A 19,660-nucleotide genomic window follows, 5' to 3' on the forward strand; every position below is an offset into this window, starting at 1 on the left:
CTCCCTACAAGTATTCCAACAATAACTGGCGCAAAAGTGGCAACGGGCTCAACGCACGAGGGCCGGCCACACAGGAAATCACATGACCGAACACGAGATCTCTGGGTTGCAAGCGCTGCGTGCGCTGATTCGCGGGGAGGTCCCCTCCTCTTCTATCGGCCAGACGATGGGCCTGACCGCTGTAGCGGTAAGCCCTGGCAGAATTACTCTGGAGGCTCGGCCAGACGATCGTCACCTGAACCCGGCAGGTGCCGTGCATGGCGGTTTTTCTGCAACGTGCCTCGATGGCGCGGCGGCGTTGGCGTTGTTCTCAACACTGGAAACGTCCACTCCCCATTCAACGATCGACCTCAACGTCAAATACGTGCGGCCGCTGCGCGCCGGCCAGATCTACCGCGTCGAAGGTTGGGTCGTGGAGCGTACTCGGAGCCTGGCGATTTGCGATGCGCAAGTGGTCGATGAGGCGGGCAAGCTATTCGCCAAGGCCACCACCACGTTTGCAGTGTCTGGGGGCTGATCCAATGAAAGTATTGAATGTTCAAAGTGCTGGCCGATTGGCCTGGATCGAGGCTCCGTCACCGAAGCTTTCCAGCGCCCACAGTGCGCTGGTCCGCCCTATAGCTTCCGCTTCCTGTGACCTGGACCGGCGACTGATTGCCGGTAGTACCCCCTTCAAACCGCCCTTTGCTTTAGGCCACGAATGTGTCGCGGAGGTGTTGAAAGTCGGTGAGGCCGTGCTGACCGTCCGCCGCGGCGACCTCGTTTCCGTTCCGTGGAAGATCGCGTGTGGAACCTGCCCTCAGTGCCTTGCCGGGCGTGCCACCGCATGCACGACAGTGCCGCGCCACGCGGCTTACGGTGTCCCGGCAGGCGGCCATTGGGGCGGGCTGTTTTCGGAAGTGGTAGACGTGCCATTTGCCGACGCGATGCTTGTCCCTTTGCCCGCCGGTCTCAACCCGCTGGCGGTGGCAAGCGCCAGTGACAACCTCACGGATGCCTGGGTAGCCACCAGCCGGCCGATCAGCACCAGGCCGGACGCCCGCGTTCTTGTAGTGGGAGGCACCGAAAGCCTCGGCGTGCTTGCTGTACAAATGGCCGTCGCCGCTGGAGCGGGTAGCGTCGATTATCTGGACGACAATGAATATCGTCGGGATCTCGCTCTGCGTAGCGGTGCCAGCGTCGAACTGCCCACGATACTTGACGAGCGTTACGACGTTGTCGTGTCCGCCACCCGTGATCATGAGTCGCTGCACCGTGGGCTGTTGGCACTGGCGCCGGGCGGACATTGCTCGTGCATCGGAATCATCTTCGACGATCCGAAGATTCCCCTTTTCGGCATGTACTTGCGCGACGTCACTCTGTCGGTGGGGCTGTGCAATGTACGCCCACACATTCCCAAGGTGTTCGACCTCGTCAGCAGCGGGCGCTGCGATCCTCTGATGGTAAGCCCTACCGTGGTCTCGCCCGATGAGGCAACCGAAGCGCTGCTTCAACCTCTCGCCAAGTGCATCATGGTGCGAGAGTGCATCACCTGATTTCAGTTCAGATTGTCTGCCAGTGACGCCATGACGGACGTCCAGGCCTCCTGCCCTTCAATCCCTACTTTGCGAAAGGCTTGATCCAGAGTCTGTCGCTCCAGTTCAGTGGCGGTCTGCTCCACGGCCCTACCCGCTTCCGTGAGCGCCAGCAGCTTGAAACGATGGCGCTCCGGGGAGCGGCTGAAACACACCAGTTCCTGATCGATCAAGTGTTTGAGAGGTCGATGCAACGCTTGCTTGCTGATGCCTAATGTCATCGCCATATCACCGACATTGATCTCATCTGCCCGGGCGATGATGTAGAGAATTCGGTGATGCACGCGAGACAAGTCGCGCGTCGCCAGAAACTGATCGGCCTTGATGGTCAGCCCGCGAAATCCGAAATGCAGCAACTCAAGCGCATGATCGAGTGGATGCAGCGACTTCATGCTGACCGATGCGGTGTTTATCTTCTTTTCAATGACCATGTGCGCGGGTTCCCTGAGCTCCGGCGCAGCCTAACCGTAGTGGATACTCAGGGCAACATCTCAGATAACCGGAGAAAGACCACCATCAATACGTAAATTGACGCCGGTAATGTATCCGGCAACCGGACTTGCCAGAAACGCGACGGCGGCCGCGATCTCGTCGAGACGACCGACTCTGCCAAGAGGAACCTGAGCAAACATCGGCAGGACCGTGCGCTCGATTTCTTCCCATGGCGCGTCTTTGCTCGCCAAGCCATGCACCTCGGCGACCTCACGAAACCGAGCATCAAGTGTGGCACTGTGTATCGTGCCGGGAGAGATGGCGTTGACCGTTATCCCCTCTGCGGCTACAGCTTTTGCCATGGAAGCGGTCATTGCATTCATGGCGGCTTTGGCCGCGGAATAGTCAGGCGCAGAGGGTGGCGGCATCGTGGCGGCCAGACTGGAGATGTTGATGACTCGCCCCCATCGCGCTTCCTGCATCCTGGGCAGAAGGCGCGTGGTAACACGCAGGGCTGCGAGCACATTTCGATCGTAGGCAGCCGCCCAGGTCTCAGGCTGTGTGAGACTCCAGCTGTCTTTCGTCGTCCCTGAGCCGCCGGCATTATTGACCACGATGTCGATAGGACCCGCAAGCGCTTCCGCGGTGTCGACAAGTTGCCGGACCTGGTCATCGTCCGTCAGATCACCAAGACCACAAAGGCACTGCCGCCCAGCATGATAATGTCTTTGGCCACCCGTTCTGCCTGAGCTTTATCGCGCCCGTGAACGACGACGACTGCGTTCTCAAAAGCGAGTTTTCGGGCGATCGCTTCGCCAATGCCTTTGCTGCTGCCGGTGACCAACGCAGTCTTACCGCTTAATTCCAAGTCCATGTACCCAACCCCTGTTCAACTGTTGTCAACGTCGAAAGGTAAATAGAGATGATGGATGAAACCAGTACGCACTTTTATGTGCCTATCAGTCAGGAACAACGTGAGATTTGTCTTGGGCCTGAGGGTTCGGCCTGGCACGTGGCTCGGGTGATCAAAATGATCCAGAGTCGATGGAAACTACCGATTCTGTTCAGGCTCTACGCCGACCCATCGATCCGCACGCTGCAATTGAAGCGCGATCTGCCAGGCGTTTCCCAGAAGATGCTGACGGCCCATCTGCGCGAACTGGCCAGGGATGGCTTGATCGAGCGAGTCGACTTCGGTGAAAAACCTCTGCGTGTCGAGTATCAGATGTCGGAAATGGGGCGCCAGCTTCTTCCGGTTCTTATTGCGGCGCGCAGATTTTCGGCAAGCTATTTACCCGAGGCTGACGATTCATCAAAGGACGCTTGAACCTTTCGGCTTTTTGGCGGGCTTGATTGAACCGGCAACTCAGCATCAAGCGATTAATTATTCCTTGATAAGAAACCTGTCGATGAGCGGAAGCGTAATCACGCCAAACATCTGGGGATCGCCGTATGCACGAGCCGAGAGCATCGCGCCATGAACGGTCGCCATGAAAGCCTCTGCCTCGGCGCGAGCATCGCCGGACAACATGAAACTACCTTGCTGTGATCCCCGCTCAAGAACGGAAGTCAGCCAGGCGGAAAGCGCTCGAAAGTGGGTCCGCACTTCTATCACCACCTCTTGCGGTAATACCGGGATCTGAGTCGCCAGTAATGCGCAGACGCAGTAGCCCTTTGTTGCATCGCCTATGCAGGATTGCCAATAACCCATATAGGCGCGCAGTTGCTCTTCCGGGGCTGGACAGTGGCGTTCTATTTCGCCCATTCCTACTTCTGCTTCCTCTCGATACCGCATAACAAGCGTGCGTACAAGATCCACCTTGGTAGGAAAGTGGTGGTGAATACTGGCTTTCCGAATACCCACAAACTCGGCTATATCCGCATAGCTGAAACCGTTGTACCCGCCGGCGATAATAAGCGTGCGGGCACAGTTGAGAATTTCGTAAAAGGTGTTTGAGTAGTTAGTCATGGCCGGACGCTACCTTTTGGTAGGCCACGAGTCAAGTATGCCAATTTCGGTCAAATGGATGCGGACGGGACCGTTCATGGACCATCCGATTCAGCTTGGATCTGTTCCGGAAAACTGGCGTTTGATTCGTTTGATCAAGGCCGACGCAGCGAGCTTCGCCTACTGGCACCGAAGGACTCTATAGATCTCGGAAACCACCTGCATCGTTGCGTCTTCGATCGTTCCTTCGTTACGGCATAAAACCCAGCCGTGATCTGCAATTGCTTGCTCGAACGCCTTTGTACAAGCGACATGTTCTTCCAGCTTATGGATCACAGTACTGCCTAGCCCACGCCCTCGTGCCGCAGCCCTTGCCCACGAAATATCAGGATCGGTGACAACCCCGACATGCAGGTCTGGCACTTGCACGTTTCGATCAATGTTCAACTGTAGAATCTCTGCAAACGGGACTAACCGGCGAAACGCGGCATCAGACGGGTACCAGCGATCGATCAGGATGATGCTGTCTGGTGGCTGTTTAGTCAGCACGTGCCGGGAAATCCAGCTACGGCTATCAGCAAAGCGCTCGCAAACCCTCAGTTCCAGATCCCGGGTGGGATTTCGGACGAGCTTGTTAACGAGGGTCATTGTTTCACCCCGATAGGGATCGCTTTTCTTCTCGCAAAGCCGGATAACCTTTTTGTTGTCTGCCCGAAGTGCTTTCGTCACGGCTTCCAACAGTGTGGTTTTGCCGGCTCCCTTGGGCCCATCCAGAGTAACAAACAGCGGACGATTCATTCTTCACATAACGATTGAGATACGGTTGTTTTGCCCGGTTCGTTCGCTGGGACCGCTTGGCGCGACTACGCGAATCGAGTGGAGGGATCTTTTGAACAGACACCGATGAACACTCTAACTTGGTTTCTGGCTAAAGGGTCTCAAAATCCAGGGTTAGGCCCGCAAGCTGACTAGATCGCGGTGGTGGGTGCGAACGGCTTGAATCGAATGCACCCTCCATTTAGCCCAAGGACCTATCGCTCACAACATGAGCACCTGGCAAATCTTGTCATTGAAAACTCCCTATACGACTTTCAGATGCGCATAGCTATCAACGAAACGCTTAAATTTGTGTTTGCCGCAAGTGTACGCTTCATACTTCGCGGGCAAGGCCTCACTTACGCAAGTTGGCACAGGCTCAACAACCGCATCGAAATCCAAATCAATAAAGAAAGGTATTGAATAGCGCTCTAGACCGCTAGTATTTATGACGCGATGCATTGTCGAGGTGTAGCGATCGTTGGTGAGTGTTTGAACCAGATCACCAATATTGACGATAAAAGTACCTTCAACGGGTGGGGCAGTAACCCACTCCCCTGCACGGTTCCTGACTTGCAAACCACCAACTGCGTCTTGAGACAGGACGGTCAGGAAACCGTAGTCCGTGTGTGCCCCGATACCAATCTCTTCCTGGGAAACCCTTCCGATCTGGGGCGGATAGTGCAAAATTCGCTGAATAGTGATGGGCTTGCGTTGAAGATGTTCAAAGTAATCTTGTGGCAACCCCAAACTCAGCGCTATCCCGCCGATGAGTTTTCTCGCGAGGGCCAATACAGCGGAGTGATACGCTTCGGCAACCTTCTCGAATTGCGGCAGTGCAGACGGCATTTGATTAGGGCCAAAAAATGGAGAGACCTCATCGTAATGAGCTCCGCAATCAAAGCACTCTTTGAAATCGCGGGTATTGGCTGGATCGACGTTCTCCGCGTACATCGGTATATAACCACGTAGCGTAAGTCCGGAATTTACGACATTGAGCTTGTTTTTCTCCTCATACGGAAGTTCGAAAAACCTTTTGGTCAGCGTGTACATCTCATCTATCAGCTGCTGGTCAATGCCATGGTTTTTTATATAAAAAAACCCCACCTTTTCGCATGCATCACCTATTTGGCTTGCCACCTTCAGCGGATTTTCGCCGTGTATGAGCGACGATATATCTATGACTGGAATTTCAGTAAAAGCTGTTTGTTTGCTAGCCAGGCGAATATCAAAGAACTCTGTCACGTGTGCTCCCCTTTCCAAACAAGTCTGTCTTGGTTTTGACGGATGTTAAGCCTGGATTTTTTGGCACGCAAGCAAAATGTACACCTGTGTCATCAATCGTTGACACAGGTGTACATTTGTCCTAATTTCAAGTGGCCGAGCCTGATGAAGCCCACTTTGGAGCGCACCACGATGTCCAGCGATCCCTTGCTGCAACCCTATAAAATCAAGAATCTGACCCTCAGAAACCGGATCATGACCACCTCCCATGAACCGGCCTACCCTGTGGACGGCATGCCCAAGGATCTCTATCGCGCCTACCACGTGGAGCGCGCCAAGGCCGGTGTCGCCCTGACCATGACTGCCGGTTCCGCTGCCGTATCCCGAGACAGCCCGCCGGTGTTCAACAATGTGCTCGCCTACAAGGACGAAGTCGTCGGATGGTTGAAGGATCTGACCGATGAATGCCACGAACATGGCGCGGCTGTGATGATCCAGTTGACTCACCTGGGCCGTCGCACCCGCTGGGACAAGGCCGACTGGTTACCGGTGGTGTCGCCGTCACACCGTCGCGAGGCTTCACACCGCTCCTTCCCGAAGAAAATGGAGGAATGGGACATCGAGCGGATCATCAAGGACTATGTGGACGCTGCGGAACGCATGAAGGCCGCAGGTCTCGATGGCCTGGAGCTTCAGGCATACGGGCATTTGATGGACCAGTTCTGGTCACCGTTGACCAATGACCTCGACGGCCCTTACGGCGGGTCGCTGGAAAACCGCATGCGCTTTACCTTCGACGTCTTGCGTGGCATCCGCCAGCGAGTAGGCGAAGATTTTCTGCTGGGCGTTCGCTACACCGGTGATGAAGAATTGCCCGGTGGCTTTACTGCCAGCGAGGGCATGCAGGTTTCTCACATGCTCAAGGACAGCGGACTGGTCGACTTCCTGAACGTCGTGCGTGGTCACATCGATACGGACGCAGGGCTGACCGATGTCATCCCGATTCAGGGTATGCGCAACTCGCCCCATCTCGACTTCGCTGGTGAGATCCGCTCGTCGACAGGCTTTCCGACCTTCCACGCGGCGAAGATTCCCGATGTCGCCACCGCGCGCTACGCGATTGCCTCGGGCAAAGTGGACATGGTGGGCATGACCCGCGCGCACATGACCGATCCGCACATCGTGCGCAAAATCATCGAGAAGCGCGAAGAAGACATTCGCCCGTGCGTGGGCGCCAACTACTGTCTGGATCGCATCTACCAGGGCGGCGCGGCCTACTGCATCCACAACGCAGCGACGGGGCGGGAAACCACCATGCCTCACGACATTCCCAAAGCCGCGGTCAAGCGCAAGGTGCTGGTGGTCGGTACCGGCCCTGCCGGGCTGGAAGCGGCGCGGGTAGCCGGTGAGCGCGGCCATGATGTGACAGTGCTTGAGGCGGCTGACCAACCTGGCGGGCAGATTCGTCTGACTGCATTGAGCGAGCGTCGTCGCGAGATGATCAGCATCATTGATTGGCGCATGGCGCAATGCGAGCGGCTGGGGGTGAAGTTTCACTTCAACACCTGGGCCGAAGCCGACACCGTGCAAGCCTTCGAGCCTGACGTGGTCATCGTTGCGACCGGCGGCCTGCCTGATACCGAGGTGCTCCGCGAAGGCAACGAACTCGTGGTTTCAACCTGGGACATCATTTCCGGCGACATCAAGCCCGGCCGCAACGTACTGATCTTCGACGATGCGGGGGATCATGCTGCTCTGCAAGCTGCCGAGGTCATCGCGCAAAGCGGTGCGAGAGTCGAAATCGTCACCCCTGACCGCTCGTTTGCACCTGAAGTCATGGCCATGAACCTGGTGCCCTACATGCGCAGCCTTCAGGACCTGGACGTCACCTTCACCGTCACCTATCGGGTCGATACAGTGGAAAAACGTGATGGCGGGCTCGTTGCAACCTTTGGCAGCGATTACGGCAAGGTTCACAAGCAGCGAGTGGTCGATCAGGTGGTCGTCAACCACGGCACCCTTCCTCTGGACGACTTGTACTTCGAGCTGCGTCCTCTCTCCACCAATGGCGGTGCGGTAGAGCAGCACGACCTGATCGCCGGCACGGCACAGAACATCGTCACCCATCCCGAAGGACGCTTCCAGCTGTTCCGGATCGGCGACGCCGTGTCTGCTCGCAACACCCACGCGGCCATCTACGACGCTTTGCGCCTGATGAAAGACATCTGAACCCAAAAGCGAAGGCCCTTCAACGGGCCTTCACTGCATGTCCCCTGCCCTGGCTACATTCCCCGCCGCGCAACCTCAGCGCCTGCCTTTATTGCCCGCCCGACAATGGACTCGATGTTCTGATCGGCCATCGACTGCAGCGCTGCCGCCGTCACGCCACGGTAAGCCATCAACGATTCAATCATTTGCCGCGGATCGCGGTTGGCAAGCATCTGGCCGCCCCCCACCACGACGCCTTGTGCAGCGCGTTGTGCGATAGCAAGAGGAATTCCGGCAGCCACCGCCTGATTAGTCAGTGCCAATTGCAGCATTGCCGGAAAGGCCGGGCCAGTCCCGGATAACGCGCTGAGATAATCAATGCAGTCTTCATCAGGCACTTCATCCGCCGAACCTACGCACTCGAACAGTCGCTGCACCCACTGGCGGTCACGTTCAACAAGGTTTCCGACACAGTACCAAGGTGTGAACGACTGCCTGATTTCCACGGCCGCATTCGGCATGGCCCGCACTATTACATCCGCACCGGTGGCCGCGCTGATGGCTGCCGCCGGAACGCCGGCCATCAAAGAAATCACTGGCTTGCCGCGAGCATTGATCTGCAGTTCACGAAACTGCTCCGGCCGGATGGACAGCACGACAATATCGCTGAGGTCCACCAACTGCTGGTTGTCGGCGAGCAACTTCACACCTGGCTCGAAGGTACTGACGCCGGAGCGGTTCGAGATCAACAAATGGCCGGGCTCGATGAAACCGCTTTCAAGGAGCGCCTCGGCAATTGCACGCCCCAACCAGCCGGTGCCACCAATGACGCCCAGCGTTCTATTCGCCATCGGCAGTGGACTCCTCGAATGTTTCGACCAAGGGGACGAAAACGCCGGGCTCTTTTTCTGCGTAGCCAAACTTTCCATAAAAGCGGTCCAGCTCGCGCCGCTTCGGAACTTTGCCGGTAAACACGCTCACGTACTGAGGAATCCGTCGAAATCGAATGACGATATCTTCATTGGTTTTCATGGAGATGTAGCCGATCTGCGTGAGGTAGATCGTCCTGGCCCGAACATCGGCCCCCTCGCCGTCGTAGCCAAACCGTCGGAACATCGCGGCCAGGGCATTCATTCGTGCCTCATCGGCCAGAGCGATTTCAGCTTTGACTTCGTCCGATTGCAGCGCCCAACTGCGCACTGCAAATTCGAACTGTGAATCGAACAGCTCGGGGTTCACCCAGCACTCGAAGACGTTGAGAATCGCTTCGGAAATACTTTCCGCATAACTCTCACATTGGCTGACCATACCGCCAGTGTTCTTGTCCCGCCATCGAGCGAGGAGCGCCGCGAGCAGCTGTTCCCGATCTTCATAGAACCAATAGAAGCTGGTGCGAGACAAATTCAAGCGTTTGGCCAGCGGCATTACCCGCACAGCATCCACACCCGACTCTTTAAGGGCATCGTAGGCTGCGTCCAGCCAACCATCGACGGAGCCTCGCCAGCCTGCATCCTGCGCTTTGGTTTTCGCCCTTCCTGTCTGTGACATTCAGGTTGCACCTTTAATTAAAAATTCAGCCCCACTGTACACTCCCCAGGCCGGTGGCGTACACGGCATGTACAGCGGCGTACATTTTTTAGACACTGATCCGCATTCGATCTCACAACGAACTGCCACACTGGATACCGCCCGAGCCGGGCGACTGGTAACTTATGATCGGCGCTGTCGATTCCATCTTTCAGATAACAAAAGGTTATCTTTGCCCCTATAAAAAAGTTGCTAGACGATGAGAACCAATAAAACCAAATAATGGTTCTACCAAAAAACAATAATAGGTAGGTGCCATGAAGTTTAATAATAAAGTGGTGATCATCACCGGCGCTGCCGGGGGCGTCGGACAGGCGTTAGCATTACTGTTCGCCCGAGAAGGCGCAAAGCTTGTTTTGTCTGATCTTGATGAAGCTGGTTGCAAATCAATTTCCGCCAAAGTTCGTGAACTTGGCGCCGAAGTGCACTACGTGGCAGGCGATTTACGCCGAAAAGAATATTGCGAAGCGATTGTCCAGACTGCCGTCGATGTTTTTTCGGGAATCGACATCGTATTGAACAATGCGGGCATCATTCCCCGCGGCACGATTGAGGAAACCACTGACGACATGTGGTTTGACGCCATGGGCGTAAACCTGAATGCGGTGTTCTTCATCTGCCGTGCCGCGATACCGCACATGAAAAATCGCCCGGGCGCCGCCATCGTCAACACATCATCTGTGTGGGGTATCTATCCCGGCCCCGCCCACGTGGCGTATTGCACAAGCAAAGGGGCCGTCGCGGCGTTAACCGAGAATCTGGGCCGCGATTGCGCCCCTTTGGGCATCCGTGTCAACGCCGTGTGCCCGCACGAAATCAATACCCCGATGATACGCAGCGGCTTTGAGCGTCGAGGCCTGGATCCGGATAAAGCCGTGCAGGAACTGAACAAGAGCGTGCCATTGGGCCGTATCGCCGAGCCTGAAGACATTGCGGATGTCATCGCATTTCTGGCGTCCGACGAGGCCAGGTACATCGCCGGTGAAACGGTAGAAGTCACAGGCGCCAAGCCGGTATCCGGCTAAGGAGAGTAGCGATGCTCAAAGGTAAAAATGCAGTGGTGACCGGGGGCGGCAGAGGGATTGGCCGAGGCATCACCGAACAACTGCTGGAGGCGGGAGCTTCTGTGTTGATCGCTCAGCGTCAGGCACTGGACGCCGACTTGCAGAACCATCCGCAGGTCTATTTCGTCGAAGCTGATCTCGCTTCGATGGAGTCACCGAATTTGATCGCCCACTTCGCTCAGGAGCAGCTTGGCGGAATCGATGTATTGGTCAACAACGCCGGGTTCATGTTCGAGAAGTCCATCGATGATATGACCGAGCAGGACTGGGATCGCATGATGGCTGTCAATCTGCGGGCTCCAGCGTTCTTGTGTAAGGCGTTGGTCCCACAGATGCGTCAGCGAGGCGGTGGCAGCATCATCAACATCGGGTCGATCGAAGGGATAGGCGCCAACCCGGAACATGCCGCGTACTGTGCCTCCAAGGCCGGCATCCATGGGCTGACCCGAGCCTTGGCAATCGATCTCGGCCGCGATGGCATTCGCTGCAACGCCATTGCTCCGGGGTGGATAAACTCCGAGCTGAGTGATGCATACCTCTCTGCTCAAGCGGATCCGCGTGCGGCGCGCCAGGCACTCCTGCGCCTTCACCCGGTCGGACGTACCGGATTGCCGGCGGATGTGGGCGGGACAGTCGTTTTCCTGGCTTCCGAATCATCGGCCTTCATTACCGGACAGGTACTGGTGGTGGATGGGGGGCGCACGGCGAAACTGCCACTGCCGTTTTGATCGAATCCGCCCGAGTTGCGACGGAGGGAGGGACTTGCCCTCCTCCGCTGCAAGATTCTTTGGCGGGGTTTAATCCCTGAGCCCATGGCTGTCCGGTTGAATGCTCACGCCTTCGCTTTGATCGCATACAGCCCACCGATGATCACCAACGCTGCGCCGACAACCACCCAGGTATCCGGTTGCTCGGCAAAAACGATTACACCAATCAACGTGGCGAACACCAGAAGCGCATAGTTGAAAGGCTGCAAGGTTGAAGCCGTCGCGTATTTCAGTGCTTGAATGAAGAGAATCTGTGCGACGACTCCCGTCAATGCCAGGATCCCCATCAAGAGGCCCTGGATCGGAGTCGGAGAAACCCATGCAGGCAGCCCCGCAAATGTGACCGTCAGGGCCCCCACACACGCCATGAAGAGCATGTTCGTAGCAAAGGAGTCGTGCTGGCTGATTCGACGCGTCAGTACGTTGAATACCGCGAACGCCAAAGCAGCCAGCAGCGGGATCAGCGCCGCGAGTTCAAAAACTCCCGCGCCTGGCCGGAGGATGACCAGTGTGCCGGTGAACCCTATGGCCGCTGCAATCCAGCGCCGCAGACCTATGAACTCCCCAAGCACGGTCCCCGCCAAGGCCAGTGTCATCAGCGGAAATACGGCATAAAGTGCGTGCATTTCGGCCAGGCCCAAATATCGTAGCCCCACCGCAAACAGCAGGGTTTCACCCACGGCTAACAGCGCTCGAATGATTTGCAGCCAAGGGTGCTTACTGCGAAACGTCGCCTGGCCCCTGCCTAGGTAAGCGGCATATCCGAGAGCAAAAACGACAAACACCCAATAACGCACCATGACCAGTTGGGCAACCGGGAAGTCTTTGACCAGCACCTTGGTTACGCCGTCCTGGCTGGCGAAAATCAGCATTGAAAGCAGGCAGAGGAAAATCCCGAGTTGGGGCCTCGCGATCCCGGGATTAGCAGCAGCGGTGGGCGTCGTTAAATGCGCAATATTTTTTGTTCGGTCGCTATTCAATCAACCTTTCCTTCGTAGAACGTTCCGATCAGACTTTGAAGTCGGTAGATAGCCGACGACTTGAACTTGTCAGCCTTCTCGCCCGGCCCAAAACTCATGCCAGCGAATAACCGAACTGACGCCCAGTTTCGTTATTATCCTGGGGGGTAGCTTGCTGGGGCCTGGTGCGTGACTGAAGCTATCGAGAAACTCCGAACGCGTACCCGAGGCCAACTCCGCAGCCATCACACCGGCCAGGGTGCTTTTCACAGTACCCAGTCCGTTTTCGCAGCAAGCCGAGTACAGGTTTTCTTCAATCTCGCCAAATGCAGCGGCGCTGTTACGACTCAGACACAGGCGGCCGGCCCAACTGAATTCCAACGCAGTGGATTTCAATTCGGGAAAGCGCGCATCCAGGGAGTGTCGCTGTTCTTTGGCCACCGCCGCTACCCGCTCTGGAGTGACCTGGATACTCGGGTCATAGGTGAACTTGGTCCGGATGACGATACGCGAGAGACCGTCTGAAGAGATCTTGCGGACGGTCGCGCCCATTGGGTCCGCCGGCAACAAGGCCCATTTAGCTTTGCCGGGTACGTCTTTCCTGAGCTCATTATCACTGTACGCGGCGGTCATGGAGGCATAAGTGAAGACGTGCAACAGTCGTCCTTGATAATGGCCAAAGTCTTCAATGTGCCCGTTAACCCCCAGGATGACCTTGGGTGCATGCACCGTCCCGTTATGAGATCGAGCGCTCCAACCGCTACCCTGCCTGGTCAACTCAACAATCGGAGAGCGTTCGAACAGCGTGATTTTCCCTTCGAGCCCTGCTGCCAGGTCTCTAATGTATTGCGCGGGTTGAATCATCACGGCGCCGGGCGTGTAGATCCCACCGTGATAATAGGTAGACCCGGTGATTTCGCGCATTTGCGCGGCATCGAACATCTGGAACTTCTCGCCAATGCGTTCAAGGGATTGAGCGTAATTGACGTTCAGTTTCAATCCCCGCTCAGTGGCGGCCGCGTTGATCTTCCCGGAAGGGTCGAACGTGTCGGCAGACATGCCGTACTCCCGCGCAGCGGCAGCGGCAAAAGCAATCGCAAAGCGGTTCTGCGCAATTTCCAGCGCCGTTGCAGACTCACTCGCCACCGAGTATTCCCCGGACGACAGACTGTGCGGCACATCGATCATGAAACCAGAGTTTCTGCCCGCCGGCCCCTTGGCGACTTCATGAGCATCGACCACGACAATGCTGTCACCGGGGTGCAGCTGTGAAAGTCTGCGAGCGGCGGACAGGCCGGCAAAACCGGCCCCGATAATCAGCCAGTCCGCCGTCACGTTTCCATCAAGCATGCGGACAGGCGCAGTGCGTTCGGAAATCGCCTCCCAACCTGAAACCCCGGTATCTACCGGCAGGCGCTTGATGGTATGGGTGCTCATTTTTCGGTCTCTTCATCCGACCGATCAGACACATCGATCCAGATGGTTTTGATTTCGGTGTACTGGTCATGGGCGAAAATGGATTTGTCCCGACCGCCGAAGCCCGACTCCTTGTAGCCACCGAAGGGTGTCGATGCGTCGCCCTCACCAAAGCAGTTCACGGTGACGATGCCCGCGCGAATTTCCCGCGACAACTTGATTGCCCGCCGCAGGCTGCCGGTATATACCGAGGCCGCGAGTCCGTAGACCGTGTCATTGGCCAGGGCAATGGCTTCGGAGATCGTGTTGAAGGTGGTGACCGAGAGAATCGGGCCGAAGATCTCTTCCTGGAACAGCCGGTTGTCTCGACCGACACCGTCAATCACCGTCGGCTCTACAAAGGCGCCGTCTTTGGTCGCGCCACCGTAAACCACTTCAAGCTTTCCGGCGGCGGCGTGCTCAAGGTACGACTTCACTTTGGCAAAATGCTCAGGGCTGACCAGCGACCCTACGCGGTTTTCCGGATCGAGTGGATCGCCCATTTTCCATTCGCGGATGTAGGCGCCCATGCGCTTCAGCAGCTCGTCCTTAACCGATGCATGGACGATCAGACGAGAAGTTGCGGAGCAGTTTTCGCCCATGTTCCAGAACGCGCCATTGACCACGTGCTGAGCGACGAGATCCAGGTCTTGGGCATCGTCCATCACCACGGCCGGATTTTTTCCGCCGCACTCGAGGACGATGCGTTTCAGGTTCGAATCGGCGGCGTAATGCAGGAAACGACGGCCGGTCGCGGTGGAGCCGGTGAAGCTGACCATGTCGACATCGTTATGCAAACCAATCGGTTCACCGACGTCCTTGCCCGTGCCGGTGACAATGTTGAGTACGCCGGCAGGTACGCCGGCTTCGAACGCCAGCTGCGCGACACGCAACGTGGTCAGCGAGGTTTGCTCAGCAGGTTTGACGATGACCGAACAGCCTGCAGCGAGCGCCGGGCCGATTTTCCAGGCCAGCATCAGCAGCGGGAAGTTCCAGGGCAATACGCAGCCCACCACGCCGATTGGCTCCCGAACTACCATGGTCAGCGCGTCGCTGCCCACCGGAGCGGTGTTGTCGTAAATCTTGTCAATCAGTTCTGCGTGCCAGCGGATCGTGTGGATGGTGTCCGGGATGTCGACCAACTGGCATTCACTGACCGGTTTGCCGCTATCGAGGCTTTCGAGGACGGCCAGTTCATGTTGATGGCTTTCAAGCAGGTTTGCGAATTTCAACAGGACCGCTTTGCGCTCCCGCGGAGAAACGGATCTCCAGCGCCCATCCTCAAAGGCCTCCTTGGCATTGCTCACCGCGAAGTCGACATCCTCGGACGAACACGCTGCGACGTCGGTCAAAAAGTCACCGGTCGCCGGGTTGTTCGTGGCGAAGGTTTTGCCAGAGATCGCAGGCTTGAATGCGCCATTGATGAACGCCTTGGACGGCAACGCAATGTCTTTGGCCAGCGCGGCATATTCGGCCTTGCTCAGAAGATCACCCATGGCTGGCTCCCGAAGAAATATTGGCTACGTTACGTTTGAGTTCAGTAATGACCGACGCGAAGCTCTGCTTTTCGTCCGCTTCCAGTGGCTGCAATGGCAGGCGCACGTTACCGACGTTCAATCCGGCAACTTCGCAGCCGTACTTGATCGACTGCACGAACTTGCCACCGTCCAGGGCATTCATCAGCGGCATCATTGCCGACATGATTTGACGGCTTTTATCGAAGTTCTTTTCGATCACGCAGGCTTCATACAGCGCAACGTGTTCCCTGGGCAGGAAGTTGGAACCTGCGCACACCCAACTGCGGGCGCCCCAGGCAAAAAACTCGAGGGCCTGGTCGTCCCATCCGCAGGACAAGGCGATGTTGGGGAACTGCCGGGCCAGCATATGCACCTGACCCATGTCGCCGGAACTTTCCTTGATGGCGACGACGTTTTTCGATTGGCTGACACGCGTGAAATATTCTTCGTCCATCGAAACGCACATGCGCCCCGGATAGTTGTAAAGCATGATCGGCAGGTCGGCGGCGCGATCAATCGTCAATGCGTGGATCGCGTTTTCCTGGGAGGTCGGCAGCGCATACGGCGGGCTGGTGACGAGAATGGCGTCCGCTTTGATCGATTTGGCATCCTTGGCGTACTGAACCGCATCTTCGGTGCGAATCGCCCCGGTACTGACGATCAGTTGCACCCGTGTGCCGATCACATCTTTGGCGTAGGCTGCCAACTCGGTGCGTTCTTCCGCAGTCTGCGCATAATACTCGCCGGTCGACCCACCGATAATAATGCCATGCACCTTCGCCTCGATCAGCGACTCCAAAACTTCCGAGTACACGTTCCAGTCAATCTCCCCATCAGAGTTATAAGGAGTTACTGCTGGCGTATAGATACCTTCAAATTTCAAGATAAATGCTCCGAATGCGAGTTAGGTAGGAGATCAACGAACGCGTCAGCTTTGATGCCTTGAGGCGCGACAAGAATCTTCATGTTTTCACGGGACGGTTCCCCCTGCTCAAACACGAGATCAATTGCGGCACTTTGCTTAACTGTTGAATCCAGACTGGCATGGGCCAAGAAGTCGGTCAATAGAGTGTATTTCCCGCATATACATTTTCAGATGGATGCTTCACACACCCTTGAAAATATCTTTTCCTTTGTTTTCAATAGTTTGAAATTTCCTTGCCGATGCCAAGACGTCAATCGATAACATTTGATTATGCATTGATAAGAGTAAATGTTTCTTGTTGATGCATGATTGCCGTCGTAGCCTTACAACAGCGATATTCTACTGACGAATTGGAAAATAGAATTTCTCGTACATTCGTTCCATTAGTTGGAAACTGTTTGTTCGGGGTCGAATAAGGTGCTGTAGCAACATTGTCTGCCTTAATAAGGACTCGAACGAAATGAGTGCACGGATGGCACCACCATCCAAGAAGGCACATTTTGCGTAAGACGCTTCCTGGACGTGGCAAAACGTTCCGGTTCGCGGATAGAAGCAGCACGGTTTGATGGGCTTGCATCCACAGGCGGTACTGCGAACTCAAGACCGTTTGGCCTCATCTCGCTGAGCAGGCTGAATGTGTCGCCCCCTTGGTATTTTGGAGTGTGTTGACCGTGAGCACTAAATCGGCAGTTTCAAATCTAATCGCGCAGCGCAAGCCTGACCACGCGCTGCCAGGTGCCCTTTATAGCGATCCCGACGTTTACAGGCAGGATCTGGAACAGATCTGGCACAAAAGCTGGATCTTCGCAGGGCACACATTTGAGCTGGAGAAGTCGGGTCAATACCTGTCGCTGCAAATCGGCGATTACCCTGTCGCTATCGTGCGCGGCGCAGACAAGCAGATTCGTGCCTTCCACAATGCCTGTCGCCATCGCGGTTCCAAGGTGTGCCCGGAAGCCAGCGGCAAGGTCGCCAAGCTGGTGTGCCCTTACCACAAATGGACATTCGAACTGGATGGTCGCCTGCTGTTCGCCGGGAACATGGCGGACGATTTCGACAAGTCTCAGCATGGGTTGAAGCCCGTGCACTGTGAGGTGGTCGAAACGTATATCTACGTGTGCGTGGCAGATATCGCCCCAGACTTTTCGTCGTTCAGAAAATCCGTCACCCCTTTCGTTGCGCCGCATAACCTGGACGACTGCAAAGTCGCGTTTGAGTCGAACATCATCGAGAAAGGCAACTGGAAACTGGTTTTCGAGAACAACCGCGAGTGCTACCACTGCGATTTTACTCACCCGGAACTGATGCACTCATTCGTGGACAACCCATCAGTGGGCGGCGCCGGAGGCGATGAAGATCTCGAACTCAAAGAGCATTGGGATCGCTGCGAGGCGGCAGGTTTGCCTAGCCGATTGGTCATGGATGATGACGGTCGTTTCCGTATGACGCGCATCCCCCTGTTTTCCGGGGCCGTCAGCTACACCATGGATGGCAAGCCTGCGGTTGCCGGTCGCTTGGATACAACCGGTGAAGCCAACATCGGTGCGCTGCTTTACTTCAACTATCCATCCACCTGGAACCACTTTCTGGGCGATCACGCGCTGAGCTTCCGCGTTCTGCCCATCGGTCCAGGCGAGACGATGGTAACTACAAAATGGCTCGTCAAGAAAGACGCGCAGGAAGGTGTCGACTACGACATCGATCGCCTGACCAAGGTTTGGCTAGCAACCAATGACCAGGACCGCACTTTGGTTGAGGGCGCACAGGTGGGTGTCAGCTCTCCAGCTTTCGAGCCAGGCCCTTTGTCGGTGGCCAGCGAAATCGGTGTGTGCCAGTTTGATGACTGGTACTGCAAAACGATGCTTGAGCAGCTCAATGACACGATCCCGTTAAGATCTGTCGGCTAAGTGCAGCACTGCCGGTGGTGAGAACCACGAATGATCACCACCGGTATCTTGATTCACACCTTCAATCCCCTTGTTCGTGTTCCATTCTTCCAGGCGGCTCAGGAGAACTGGGCCAGAATCCAGTCGCGTAGCCGGCAACAGGCGTCGTCATTGATCCGGTCTTCACGAAATGTCAGATAGTGCTGACTTTCATGGAGAACCACTTCCTCTTCGATCGGCCGAATCAGCGTGCCGTTTTCAACCAGGGTTGCAACCAGGTGATTCCATCCGAGGGCTACGCCCTGATGGGTCAGTACCATGCTGATGACCAGGTTGTAGTCGTTGGCGTTGAAAACGTGAGGGCTGTCGTGGGGGCGTTTTTCGATATCAACATCGTGATAAGCCAGCCAAACGCCCCAATCAACGTGCTCCGCCACCTGGGATCTGCCATAGGGGCTTAGGTTAAGCAAAACCCCGTCGCGTAATCCTTCCAGGCTGGACAGCTCAGGGTGCTCCTCTTTGTAACGAGGTGTGCACACCGGATAGATGACGTCGTGAAACAACGGATAACTGCGGTAGCCATCCTGAATCCTGGCCATTTTGGTGATGAAGATGTCTGGAGTGACACCCGGTTCCATCGACAGGAAGTTTTGAGTGGTGACCAGATTGAGGTCGATGTCTGTGTTCCTGGTAAAAAAACCCGGCAACTTCGCTGCGAGCCAGAGGGCTGAGAACGCGGGAGAACAGCAAAGTGTCAACGTGCGCTTGCCTGCATTGTTGGTGCGAATGCGCTCCGCCGCCTGGGAAATGTTGACGAAAGATAATTGTGCCGCATCAAAAAAGATCGATCCGGCTTCCGTCAACTCGACTGCTCGCCCCACCCTCTTGAAGAGATCCACCCCAAGGTACGTTTCAAGCTCCCGAATCTGACGACTGATTGCCGCTTGCGTAACGCACAGCGCTTCAGCCGCACGCGTAAAGCTTTGGTATTTGGCAGCGGCTACGAATGACTTCACTGCTTTCAGGGACGGCATTTTCAGCAGCGTCATGTCTGGATCGATGTGCTTAACCATAACCTAGAGTATTGAATATCCGGTTCGGGGCCGTTTGGAGGGCCGTTAGCGATGAGATCGGCGAGAAGGTTCCACCTAGAGCCTACGCCGGAGCGTAGCTGAAACAGAGGGTCTAAGACAGGGCCAGCAGTAGTCGCCTTCGCAAACAGCACTTTCGTAGTCGCAAATTGACACGATTCATTTATTGATAACATGACGTTATTGATTGGCGGGAAGAAATGTTGT

At 56.1% G+C, this 19,660-nt stretch carries 18 protein-coding genes and 1 pseudogene; 7 read left to right on the forward strand and 12 right to left on the reverse strand.

Annotated elements, in window-relative coordinates; genetic code table 11:
* The first annotated feature begins 82 nt into the window (after positions 1 to 82).
* Positions 83 to 517, forward strand: coding sequence for a PaaI family thioesterase (locus J2Y86_RS03100; RefSeq protein ID WP_253428030.1), 435 nt, complete (start codon positions 83 to 85; stop codon positions 515 to 517).
* A gap of 4 nt (positions 518 to 521) precedes the next feature.
* Positions 522 to 1,535, forward strand: a complete 1,014-nt coding sequence (locus tag J2Y86_RS03105; RefSeq protein ID WP_253428031.1) for a zinc-dependent alcohol dehydrogenase — start codon at positions 522 to 524, stop codon at positions 1,533 to 1,535.
* 2 nt (positions 1,536 to 1,537) lie between these two features.
* On the opposite strand, the gene J2Y86_RS03110 is transcribed toward J2Y86_RS03105, so the two are convergent.
* Both J2Y86_RS03110 and J2Y86_RS03115 read right to left on the reverse strand, forming a co-directional pair.
* On the reverse strand, positions 1,538 to 2,005 hold the full coding sequence (locus J2Y86_RS03110) for a MarR family winged helix-turn-helix transcriptional regulator (protein ID WP_253428032.1): 468 nt from the start codon (positions 2,003 to 2,005) through the stop codon (positions 1,538 to 1,540).
* A gap of 60 nt (positions 2,006 to 2,065) precedes the next feature.
* A pseudogene (locus tag J2Y86_RS03115) lies at positions 2,066 to 2,880 on the reverse strand (SDR family NAD(P)-dependent oxidoreductase).
* A gap of 48 nt (positions 2,881 to 2,928) precedes the next feature.
* Between J2Y86_RS03115 and J2Y86_RS03125 the strand changes: the two are divergent.
* Positions 2,929 to 3,333 carry a winged helix-turn-helix transcriptional regulator gene (locus J2Y86_RS03125; protein ID WP_253428034.1) on the forward strand — a complete coding sequence of 135 codons (405 nt, stop codon included), beginning with the start codon at positions 2,929 to 2,931 and terminating at the stop codon, positions 3,331 to 3,333.
* A 57-nt stretch (positions 3,334 to 3,390) separates the two neighbouring features.
* Here the strand turns inward: J2Y86_RS03125 and J2Y86_RS03130 are convergent, their stop codons facing one another.
* The 3 genes from J2Y86_RS03130 to J2Y86_RS03140 all read right to left on the reverse strand — a co-directional run bounded on the left by J2Y86_RS03130 (position 3,391) and on the right by J2Y86_RS03140 (position 6,015).
* The gene (locus J2Y86_RS03130) at positions 3,391 to 3,975 is read right to left on the reverse strand and encodes a TetR/AcrR family transcriptional regulator (RefSeq protein WP_253428035.1); all 585 of its coding nucleotides are present in this window, start codon (positions 3,973 to 3,975) and stop codon (positions 3,391 to 3,393) included.
* A gap of 159 nt (positions 3,976 to 4,134) precedes the next feature.
* The gene (locus J2Y86_RS03135) at positions 4,135 to 4,752 is read right to left on the reverse strand and encodes a dTMP kinase (RefSeq protein WP_253428037.1); all 618 of its coding nucleotides are present in this window, start codon (positions 4,750 to 4,752) and stop codon (positions 4,135 to 4,137) included.
* Positions 4,753 to 5,034: 282 nt separating this feature from the next.
* On the reverse strand, positions 5,035 to 6,015 hold the full coding sequence (locus J2Y86_RS03140) for an isopenicillin N synthase family dioxygenase (protein WP_253428039.1): 981 nt from the start codon (positions 6,013 to 6,015) through the stop codon (positions 5,035 to 5,037).
* A gap of 171 nt (positions 6,016 to 6,186) precedes the next feature.
* Here J2Y86_RS03140 and J2Y86_RS03145 point away from each other — a divergent pair, with 171 nt between their 5' ends.
* Positions 6,187 to 8,223, forward strand: a complete 2,037-nt coding sequence (locus J2Y86_RS03145) for an NADH:flavin oxidoreductase (protein WP_253440089.1) — start codon at positions 6,187 to 6,189, stop codon at positions 8,221 to 8,223.
* Positions 8,224 to 8,276: 53 nt separating this feature from the next.
* Here the strand turns inward: J2Y86_RS03145 and J2Y86_RS03150 are convergent, their stop codons facing one another.
* Together J2Y86_RS03150 and J2Y86_RS03155 are read right to left on the reverse strand one after the other, a co-directional pair.
* On the reverse strand, positions 8,277 to 9,053 hold the full coding sequence (locus tag J2Y86_RS03150; protein ID WP_253440092.1) for a pyrroline-5-carboxylate reductase family protein: 777 nt from the start codon (positions 9,051 to 9,053) through the stop codon (positions 8,277 to 8,279).
* Positions 9,043 to 9,750 carry a TetR/AcrR family transcriptional regulator gene (locus J2Y86_RS03155; protein WP_253428041.1) on the reverse strand — a complete coding sequence of 236 codons (708 nt, stop codon included), beginning with the start codon at positions 9,748 to 9,750 and terminating at the stop codon, positions 9,043 to 9,045. The genes J2Y86_RS03150 and J2Y86_RS03155 overlap by 11 nt, the downstream gene beginning before the upstream one ends.
* Before the next feature lie 296 nt (positions 9,751 to 10,046).
* On the opposite strand from J2Y86_RS03155, the gene J2Y86_RS03160 reads away from it, so the two are divergent.
* Together J2Y86_RS03160 and J2Y86_RS03165 are read left to right on the forward strand one after the other, a co-directional pair.
* Positions 10,047 to 10,814: an SDR family NAD(P)-dependent oxidoreductase gene (locus J2Y86_RS03160; protein WP_253428043.1), complete on the forward strand. Its 768-nt coding sequence runs from the start codon at positions 10,047 to 10,049 to the stop codon at positions 10,812 to 10,814.
* An 11-nt stretch (positions 10,815 to 10,825) separates the two neighbouring features.
* Positions 10,826 to 11,581, forward strand: a complete 756-nt coding sequence (locus J2Y86_RS03165) for an SDR family NAD(P)-dependent oxidoreductase (RefSeq protein ID WP_253428045.1) — start codon at positions 10,826 to 10,828, stop codon at positions 11,579 to 11,581.
* A 104-nt stretch (positions 11,582 to 11,685) separates the two neighbouring features.
* Here the strand turns inward: J2Y86_RS03165 and J2Y86_RS03170 are convergent, their stop codons facing one another.
* From J2Y86_RS03170 to J2Y86_RS03185, 4 genes are all read right to left on the reverse strand, one after another.
* A complete protein-coding gene (locus J2Y86_RS03170; RefSeq protein WP_253428047.1) occupies positions 11,686 to 12,600 on the reverse strand; it encodes a DMT family transporter in 915 nt (304 codons plus the stop codon).
* A 69-nt stretch (positions 12,601 to 12,669) separates the two neighbouring features.
* Positions 12,670 to 14,016 carry an NAD(P)/FAD-dependent oxidoreductase gene (locus J2Y86_RS03175; RefSeq protein WP_253428049.1) on the reverse strand — a complete coding sequence of 449 codons (1,347 nt, stop codon included), beginning with the start codon at positions 14,014 to 14,016 and terminating at the stop codon, positions 12,670 to 12,672.
* Positions 14,013 to 15,530, reverse strand: coding sequence for an aldehyde dehydrogenase (locus tag J2Y86_RS03180; RefSeq protein WP_123407814.1), 1,518 nt, complete (start codon positions 15,528 to 15,530; stop codon positions 14,013 to 14,015). Before J2Y86_RS03180 ends, J2Y86_RS03175 begins: the two co-directional genes overlap by 4 nt.
* Positions 15,523 to 16,434: a dihydrodipicolinate synthase family protein gene (locus J2Y86_RS03185; protein ID WP_253428050.1), complete on the reverse strand. Its 912-nt coding sequence runs from the start codon at positions 16,432 to 16,434 to the stop codon at positions 15,523 to 15,525. The genes J2Y86_RS03180 and J2Y86_RS03185 overlap by 8 nt, the downstream gene beginning before the upstream one ends.
* A 713-nt stretch (positions 16,435 to 17,147) precedes the next feature.
* Here J2Y86_RS03185 and J2Y86_RS03190 point away from each other — a divergent pair.
* Positions 17,148 to 18,383: an aromatic ring-hydroxylating oxygenase subunit alpha gene (locus J2Y86_RS03190; protein ID WP_253428052.1), complete on the forward strand. Its 1,236-nt coding sequence runs from the start codon at positions 17,148 to 17,150 to the stop codon at positions 18,381 to 18,383.
* Positions 18,384 to 18,481: 98 nt separating this feature from the next.
* On the opposite strand, the gene J2Y86_RS03195 is transcribed toward J2Y86_RS03190, so the two are convergent.
* Complete coding sequence (locus J2Y86_RS03195; RefSeq protein WP_185076557.1) at positions 18,482 to 19,435, reverse strand: LysR family transcriptional regulator; 954 nt, start codon at positions 19,433 to 19,435, stop codon at positions 18,482 to 18,484.
* Positions 19,436 to 19,660: the final 225 nt, after the last annotated feature.

Origin of the sequence: Pseudomonas migulae (assembly GCF_024169315.1) — a bacterium.
GTDB classification, from domain to species: Bacteria; Pseudomonadota; Gammaproteobacteria; order Pseudomonadales; family Pseudomonadaceae; genus Aquipseudomonas; species Aquipseudomonas migulae_B.